This window comes from Kitasatospora putterlickiae (assembly GCF_039527695.1).
In the GTDB taxonomy this organism is placed as follows: Bacteria; Actinomycetota; Actinomycetes; order Streptomycetales; family Streptomycetaceae; genus Kitasatospora; species Kitasatospora putterlickiae.
The window spans coordinates 4,812-12,558 of the sequence record NZ_BAAAKJ010000113.1; the positions used below are offsets into that span (position 1 = coordinate 4,812).

General features: G+C 72.1%; 7 protein-coding genes and 1 pseudogene. 4 read left to right on the forward strand and 4 right to left on the reverse strand.

The window, feature by feature from the left end; all coding sequences use genetic code 11:
- The 4 genes and pseudogenes from ABD308_RS39655 to ABD308_RS11905 form a co-directional block, all read right to left on the reverse strand.
- Positions 1-1,486, reverse strand: a pseudogene (locus ABD308_RS39655) (AMP-binding protein); the annotation flags it as partial.
- A 35-nt stretch (positions 1,487-1,521) separates the two neighbouring features.
- Positions 1,522-2,346, reverse strand: coding sequence for a mycofactocin-coupled SDR family oxidoreductase (locus ABD308_RS11895; protein WP_344332218.1), 825 nt, complete (start codon positions 2,344-2,346; stop codon positions 1,522-1,524).
- Positions 2,337-3,083 (reverse strand): thioesterase II family protein, encoded by a 747-nt coding sequence (locus ABD308_RS11900; RefSeq protein WP_344332222.1) that lies wholly within the window; start codon positions 3,081-3,083, stop codon positions 2,337-2,339. Before ABD308_RS11900 ends, ABD308_RS11895 begins: the two co-directional genes overlap by 10 nt.
- A 143-nt stretch (positions 3,084-3,226) precedes the next feature.
- Positions 3,227-3,940 carry a LuxR C-terminal-related transcriptional regulator gene (locus ABD308_RS11905; RefSeq protein WP_344332225.1) on the reverse strand — a complete coding sequence of 238 codons (714 nt, stop codon included), beginning with the start codon at positions 3,938-3,940 and terminating at the stop codon, positions 3,227-3,229.
- A gap of 653 nt (positions 3,941-4,593) precedes the next feature.
- Here ABD308_RS11905 and ABD308_RS11910 point away from each other — a divergent pair.
- The 4 genes from ABD308_RS11910 to ABD308_RS11925 all read left to right on the forward strand — a co-directional run bounded on the left by ABD308_RS11910 (position 4,594) and on the right by ABD308_RS11925 (position 7,742).
- A complete protein-coding gene (locus ABD308_RS11910) occupies positions 4,594-5,727 on the forward strand; it encodes a sensor histidine kinase (protein WP_344332230.1) in 1,134 nt (377 codons plus the stop codon).
- A 122-nt stretch (positions 5,728-5,849) separates the two neighbouring features.
- Complete coding sequence (locus ABD308_RS11915) at positions 5,850-6,752, forward strand: ABC transporter ATP-binding protein (protein ID WP_344332235.1); 903 nt, start codon at positions 5,850-5,852, stop codon at positions 6,750-6,752.
- The gene (locus ABD308_RS11920; RefSeq protein WP_344332237.1) at positions 6,745-7,497 is read left to right on the forward strand and encodes an ABC transporter permease; all 753 of its coding nucleotides are present in this window, start codon (positions 6,745-6,747) and stop codon (positions 7,495-7,497) included. The genes ABD308_RS11915 and ABD308_RS11920 overlap by 8 nt, the downstream gene beginning before the upstream one ends.
- Before the next feature lie 116 nt (positions 7,498-7,613).
- On the forward strand, positions 7,614-7,742 hold the full coding sequence (locus tag ABD308_RS11925) for an aborycin family tricyclic lasso peptide (protein ID WP_344332239.1): 129 nt from the start codon (positions 7,614-7,616) through the stop codon (positions 7,740-7,742).
- The last annotated feature ends 5 nt before the right edge of the window (positions 7,743-7,747 follow it).

Below are 7,747 nucleotides of genomic sequence, written 5' to 3' on the forward strand. Positions count from 1 at the left end.
CCCGCGCGGCGGGGAGGCCGGGGCTGCCGGGATCCCCGGCGTCCAGGAGCTGCTGAGGGGAGATCACGGTCACCCCCTCGATCCGGGGGAAGCGGGCCGGGTCCCCGATGACGACCGGTACCCGGGCGTCGGTCGCGGTGTAGCGCAGCCGCTCCTCGGGGTACCGGGTGTCCATCGGGACGTAGGCGCAGCCCGCCTTCAGCACGCCCAGCAGGACGGCGACGAACGTGGTGTCCTTCTCCAGGCACACCCCCACGCGGGCGCCGTCCACGCCGAGGGAGCGCAGACCGGCGGCCACTCTCTCCGCCCGGTCGTCCAGCAGGCCGTACGTCAGGGTGGTCTCGTCGTCGGTCACCGCGACGGCGTCCGGGCACCGCCGGGCCAGCTCCGTGATCCGCCCGTCGATGGTGTCCGGCCGCGTGCGCCGCTCCGTCCCGGTCCCGGCGGCCGCCGGCCAATCGGAGGAGCCGGGCGCGGAACGGAAGCCGCCCAGCCGCGTCACGGCCTCGGCCGCGGCGTGGTCCAGCAGCCCCAGCCGCGCCGTCGGGGTCGTCCCGGGCAGGGTGTCCAGCAGCCGGGCCACCCGCAGGACGCTTCGTCCGAACCACTCCGCGGTCGACGGAGCCACCGTGCGCGGATCGTGGTGGAGGCGCGCGGCGCAGCTGCCGTCGGGCCGCCGTTCCAGGTGGAGGAGGAGGTCGAGCCCGGAACCGGGGAACGGGGTGTAGGAGGTTCCGGAGGCGGCGTCACCGAGCACCACGCCCACGCGCGCGGTCGCCGCGCCGGACGGCGGAACGCCGGCACCGGCCGCGAGGAGGTCCGCGACCGTGCCGTCCGCGTCGACCCGGACGGTCCGCGGCGCGGGAGCGCCCGCCCGGAACGCGCGGTCGAACACCGCGATGCGCGCCTCCCGCTCGCCCTGGTAGCGCGCCAGCGTCAGCGCCGCGGCGGCCACCAGCACCTCCTCCCCGGCCCACGCCGGACGGTCCGTGAGGGACACCGTCCCGGTGGCGGCGGGGTCGGGCGTGTGACCGGTTCCCAGGCCCCAGGGAAGCGCCGGTGACGTGGCGTCGTCCTCGGGCGTCTCCCACGCGCCCGGTGCGCCGGGGGCGCCGAAGCCGGGCAGCGGGTCGTCGTCGAGGGGCTCGCCGTCCACGATGAGCGCCGCCAGCCGCGCGAGGACGTCGTAGGGCACCGAGGACCGCGCCACCAGGACCGCGTCGGCGACCCCGTCGGCGTACTCCACCAGCACGGCGCGCAGCGGAGGTCCGCAGGGGTGCAGCGGCCGCTCGGCCTCCTGGCGGACGCGCGCGTGCCCGGCGGCCGACGAGGAGTCCGCCGCGAGCGGCAGGCTCCACAGCCGCAGCTCCGCCGGCTCCGGCAGCTTCATGGTCTCTTGTTCGAGTAACTTCCGGCTCTGTTCCCGGTCGACCGGGTAACGGGCGCGTACCACCAGGCTGTGGCACGCGGGAGTGCGTACGGTCATCGGATTCCCTCTTCGAAGGGGTTGGGCGGGCACGGTCACCGGGCGCTGAAGCCGCCGTCGACCGTGAGCACGCTGCCGGTCACCTGGCGCGAGTCGTCTCCCGCCAGCCAGAGGGCCGCACCGGCGATGTCCGGGGGCTCGATGAGGGTGTTCATCGGCTGGGCCTGGACGAACACCTCCTCGTGTTCGTCGACGCGGACGTCGAGCGAGCGCGCTATCTCGGAGAGCATCCGGCCCTCGACCAGCGGGTCGTCCCGGACGGAGCCGGGGCAGAGCGCGTTCACCCGGATGCGGTGCGGCGCGTAGTCCAGTGCCGCCGCCTTGGTCAGGCCGATCATGCCGTGCTTGGCGGCGACGTAGCCGGCGAAGTGCCGGTAGCCCACGAGACCGGCGGTCGAGGAGATGTTGACGATGCTCCCCGAGCGCTGCTCGATCATCGCCGGGACCACGGCCTTGGTCATGCGCCAGGCCCCTGACAGGTCGACGTCGAGCATCAGCGACCACTCGTCCTCGGAGATCTCGTGGACCCTGCGGCCGGAGGGCGCGGCGATCCCCGCGCCGTTGACCAGGACGTCCAGCCGTCCGAACCGGTCGAGGCCTTCCGCCACGACCGACGTGACCGCTCGGAGGTCGCGCACGTCGCACTGGGCCGGGAGCACCGCGACGCCGTGGTGTGCGCAGAGGTCGGCCGTGTGTTCGAGCTGGGCGGCCGTCCCCATGGGGTACCCCACGCCGGGGAGGTCGCCGGCGATGTCGAGCAGCAGCAGGTCGGCGCCCTCCGCCGCGAACCGGACGGCGCAGGCGCGGCCGAGCCCGCGCGCCGCCCCCGTGATCACGGCCGTCTTGCCCTTCAGCCGCACTGCGGTCCTCCCCGGTCGGAGCCGGCCGGGGTGGTGACGCCGTCGTGGAGCGCGCCCGTGACCGCGGTCAGGAGCGTCTCCGGGGAGTCGACGAGGTACATGTGACCGCCGGGCAGTTCGCGGTAGGTGAAGGACGCCCGGGTCGTGGTCCGCCACTCCTCGGCCTGCGCCCGGGAGACGAGCCGGTCGTCGGCGCCGCGCAGCGAGGTGACCGGGAGGGTCAGCGGGGGGCCGGGAACGGGGACGTAGTCCTCGTGCATCGCCACGTCGGCGCGCAGCAGGGGCAGCAGCAGCTCCCGCAGATCGGGGTCGTCGAAAGCCGCGTGCCGGTAGTCGGCGAACTCGCCGACGCGGGCCAGGAACTCCTCGTCGTCCAGGCCGGTCGCCCGCTGCGCGCGCCCGTGTCCGGGGCCGGGGGACCCGCTCACGAAGAGGTGGCGCAGTCCGGAGCGTCCGCTCAGTTCGCGGGCCAGTTCGTACGCGAGGACGGCACCCAGGCTGTGGCCGAAGAGCGCGAACGGTGCCTCCTCGCCCACGAGTTCCAGGATCTGCGGGGCGAGGACGGAGGCGGCCTTCGACGCGTCGGTGAACGGATCCTCCAGGAACAGCTCCTCGCGGCCGGGAAGCTGGAGGGGAACGACCTTGAGGCCGGGGGGTACGGCACTCCAGGCGCGGTAGAACCCGGCTCCACTGCCCGCGAAGGGGAGGCAGAAGAGGGGCAGCTGGGTTGGGGACACGACTCATTCACTCCTTGTGTTCCGAATTGCGGGAAACGCGGATTCCGGGCAGGGCACGCCGAAGCCCCGGCCCGGGAGGGTGGCCGACGGCCACCCGCTCCGACCGGAGCTTCTTCATTCGCGTCAGGCGCGCTGGGCAGATGTCATGCCACCCCTGAGGCGAACTCGTGCTTCATGATGCGGGCTCCCCGGGTCTCCTGGCCGAGGCCGGCGTCCCGGGCCAGCATTGCCGCGGAGGCCCGGTCGTGCACCTCCAGTTTCGTGAAGATCCGCGAGACGTAGTTGCGCACGGTCTTTTCCGCCAGGAAGATCCGGCGGGCGATCTGGTGATTGCTCAGTCCACCGGCGAGCAGTTCCAGGATTTCGAGTTCCCTGCTGGTCAGGTCGGACAACCCGCTGATCTCCGGCAGGATCGGCACGGTGGAGAAGTGCCGGCTGAGCCGGGAGGCGATGGTCCCGCTGAAGACGGCACCTCCCTCCGCCACGATCTTGATGGAGTGGAGGAGTTCCTCGGACGACCTCATGTGCGCGAGGTACCCGCTGACCCCGACGCGCAGCGCGGTGAAGACCGCGTCGTCGTCGTCGTTCTGCGACACCACGATGATTTTCGGCCTGGTCTTGTGGCGGCGGTACCTGGAGGTGATCTGCTGGGCGTCCTCGTAGATGGACTTCTTCGAGGACGGCTCGCCCAGGATGATCACGTGTGGTTGCAGTCCGGCTCTGTCGAGACATCGCATGCCGTCGACGCCGCCCACCGCCTGGCCGATGAGTGTAAATTTGTCATCCTGTTCGATAATTGTCTCCAGCCCGGCCAGCGAAACCGGGTTGTCGCTGATGATGAACAGGTTGATCTCCATTTACCATGTCTCCTGGAATTCCATCGGCTGGGGGGTGCCGGATGGCGTCGAATTCTTTTCGGCATCTCCTGAATTCGAAGGGTCCTCCTCGCGTTGTGGCGCACTGCGGGCCGGTGACGTGGGGGTGGTCCGGCCCGGGGCGGCTGCCTCGAAGTATTCAGCTCTTCTTTGGCTGTCATTCATATGCAGGAGAAAGGTGGCTCGGCGCTCAAGCGAGTATGGGTAGGCGAACGATCAAAACGCAAGTTCGACCCTTAAGTGAAAAGAGATCATTCCACTTGATGGGTCGCTATCCGGTCATGGACATGTTCCCGCCGAAGGGGGTGGCGCGGGGGTGCCGGCAGGCCCTGGACCTGCGGGTGAGCCCGAAGTCCCTTGGGGTTCCGGGCCCGTCGCTCTCCCTCGGCCGTCGCTCGCCCGTGGCTCCGGTGGTCGTGCGGGCGCGGCGGGCCGTGGCCGGAACGGGGCGGTGGGGGCAGTATCCCGAGGAATGGATGTTTATCCCGGGAAAGGGGGGGCAGTGTCGGTCGGCATGTGCCGCGGAACCATGGCGTCGTCGCCGGGGGGCAATGGCGCATACCTGGCACCACGTGCCGGGCCCCGGCCCGTGGCCGAACTGGACGTGCCTCGAACCCGTCCCCTACGTTCGGCGCATGGGTGATGCTCCTCGTCGGCGCCTGATCTCGCTGGACGTGTTGGCCGTGGTCGGGTTCGTGCTCCTCCCGCAGGTGTCGGTACTGCGTCCGGCCGACGGCGCCGAGCCGAGCGCCACCGCCGCGTGGCTGCTGTCCCTCGGCACCGCGCTGCCGCTGGTCGTACGGACGCTGTGGCCGGTCCCGGTGTTCGCGGCCGTGTTCACCGCCGCCTGCGTGGCGCTGGCCGCCGGGCTCGGGCCGACCCCCTTCCTCGCCGCCGCCTACGCCCTGTACCAGGTGGCCACCACCAGGAGCGGGCGACCGGGGCTCTCCGCGCTCCTGGTCGCCGGGCCGTGCGCGGCCGGCGCGATCCTCATGACGGTGTCGGGAGGACACGGGTACCAGGGCGGGAGCAGGGCCGTACAGACCGTGTTCGGACTGCTCATCCTCGGCGCCACCTGGGCGACGGGGACCGCGGTCAGGGAGCGGCGGGAGAGCCTGCGGCGCGCCATCGAGCACGCGGCCGAGCAGGCGAAGTCCGAGGAACGCCTGCGCATCGCCCGCGACATCCACGACGTCGTCACCCACAGCGTGGGCCTGATCGCGATCAAGGCGAGCATCGCCAACCACGTGGTCACCACCCGCCCCGAGGAGGCCAGGGAGGCCCTGGCGGTGATCGAGGACGTCAGCCGCCGGGCGCTGCGCGACATGCGGGCCACCCTGCAGGTGCTGCGCCGCGAGCAGGACGGCGGGGCCGGCGATCTGCGGCCGGTCCAGGGGCTGTCGGACCTGCCGGCCCTGGTGAGTACCGCCGAGGCGGCCGGCGTCCGCGTCGACCTGCGGACCGCGTACGAGGAGGAGCCCCCGGACGGGGTCGCGCTGTCCGTGTTCCGGATCGTCCAGGAGTCCCTCACCAACGTCGTCAAGCACGCCGCGCCCACCCGCTGCCGGGTCCGCCTCGCCGCCGCGCAGGGGACGCTGACGATCGACATCACCGACGACGGCCCCGGCCCCGGGCACCGGCCCACCGTGCCCGGCGGGGGGATGGGCCTGGTCGGGATGAGGGAACGGGTCGCCGCGCACCGGGGCACCTTCAGCGCCGGGCCGCGGCCGAGCGGCGGCTTCCGGATCGTGGCGACACTGCCGTACTGAGCCCGGACCGGCTCGCGGGCGCCGGACTCATCCGCAGGTATGGGTCCGGCCCGTGCCGGCCGTCGCGGAGTCCCGCCCCCGGACCGATGCGGCCGGCCGGCCCGCCCGACGAGACTCGTCCCGTGATCGAAGCCCAGAACCTCACCAAGCGGTACGGGGAGAACACCGTCGTCGCCGGCCTCACCTTCACGGTGCGGCCGGGAGCCGTCACCGGCTTCCTGGGCCCCAACGGGGCGGGGAAGTCCACGACGATGCGCATGATGCTCGGCCTCACCCGCCCGGACGCCGGATCCGCCCTCATCGGCGGCCGCCCGTACCACGAACTGACGTACCCCGCCCGGCAGGTCGGCGCCCTGCTGGACACGGCGGTCTCGCACCGCGGGCTGACCGCCGCCGATCACCTGCGCTGGATCGCGCAGAGCAACCGGATCGACCGGCGACGGGCCGCCGAGGTCCTGGAGATGGTCGGCCTGACCGCGGTGGCCCGGCGGCGGATCGGCACGTTCTCCCTCGGCATGGGACAACGCCTCGGCCTGGCCGCGGCCCTGCTCGGCGACCCGCCCGTCCTGGTGCTCGACGAGCCGGTCAACGGCCTGGACGCGGAGGGCATCCGGTGGCTGCGCCACCTGCTGCGCTCGATGGCCGCCGAGGGCCGGACCGTCCTCGTCTCCAGTCACCTGATGACCGAGATGTCCATGGTCGCGGACCACCTGATCGTCATCGGCCGCGGCCGACTGCTCGCCCAGACCAGCACGTCGGAGTTCATCGAGCGCCACGCGCGGACCTACGTGCGGGTGCGGACCCCCGAACCCCTGCGCCTGCACCAGGAACTGCAGCGCAGGGGCGCCTCACCGCGCCTCGCGCACGACGGCAGCCTGGAGATCGACGGAATGACGGCGGCCGAGATCAACCGGCTGGCCGCGGCGGGCGACGTCCCGCTCGAAGAGCTGAGCACCCACACGGGATCGCTGGAGGACACCTTCCTCAAGCTCACCGGCAACGAAGGAGGCGGCACCCGTGTCTGAGACGGCCGCGGCCATGCGGGCCGAGTTCACCAAACTGCGGGGCGTCCGCGGCACGTTCGGCGCGCTGCTGCTGTTCGCTCCCGTCAGCCTGCTCATCGGCGCCCTGGGCGGATGGTCCGCGCGGAACGCGATCGAGTCCGACAACCCGCTGCTCCGTTCCGACTTCACCCCCGAACAGGCGGGCCTGGACGGCGTCCTCTACGGCCAGCTGGCGCTGATCGTGTTCGCGGTGCTCCTCGTCTCGACCGAGTACTCGTCGGGCATGATGCGCGTCTCGCTGATGGCCGTGCCCCGGCGCGGGCGGCTCTACCTGGCGAAGACGGCCGTCACCGCCGCCGCCGCGCTGGCCGTCGCGGTCCCCGTCACCGTCCTCGGCTACCTGCTCACGCAGTCCGCCCTCGGTCCCCACAGCGCCGGCATCGACGCGAGCGGCGTGCCCCGCGCCCTCGCCGGCTCCGTGGTCTACCTGACACTGATGAGCCTGTTCGCGGCGGGCGTGGCCTCGGCGGCCCGCGGCGCCGTCGTCCCGCTGGCCGTCATGCTCCCGATGGTGCTCGCCGGGTCCCAGATCCTGTCCACCATCGGGGCGACGAAGGAGATGGTGCGCTACCTCCCCGACCGGGCCGGCATGCGGATGCTCACGGTCGGCTCGGACGACGCGCTGACCGGCTTCCTCGTCCTCCTGGCCTGGACCGTCGCGGCACTGGCGTTCGGCTTCCTGCGTCACCGGCGTTGGGACGGTTGACGGGACGGCCGTGAGGCAATTGACCCACGACCGTGGGACATGACCCTGCGTAGATTCCCAGACATGCCACGGACCGAACTGGTCGGCCCGGGCGGTACCACCATCTGGGAGGAATCATGACCGCGATTTACGAGCCCCCGGCCCTGCTCGAGGTCGGCGACTTCGACGAGCTCACCAAGTGCCTCGGCATCGGGAGCTGCCAGGACTTCGTCGGCTGCGGCTACGCCGTCGTCTGCTTCTTCTGATCACA

Coding starts and splice junctions, on each gene's coding strand:
- ABD308_RS11910 (WP_344332230.1), top strand. CDS start 4,594: ATGGGTGATGCTCCTCGTCGGCGCCTGATCTCGCTGGACGTGTTGGCC.
- ABD308_RS11925 (WP_344332239.1), top strand. CDS start 7,614: ATGACCGCGATTTACGAGCCCCCGGCCCTGCTCGAGGTCGGCGACTTC.
- ABD308_RS11905 (WP_344332225.1), bottom strand. CDS start 3,940: ATGGAGATCAACCTGTTCATCATCAGCGACAACCCGGTTTCGCTGGCC.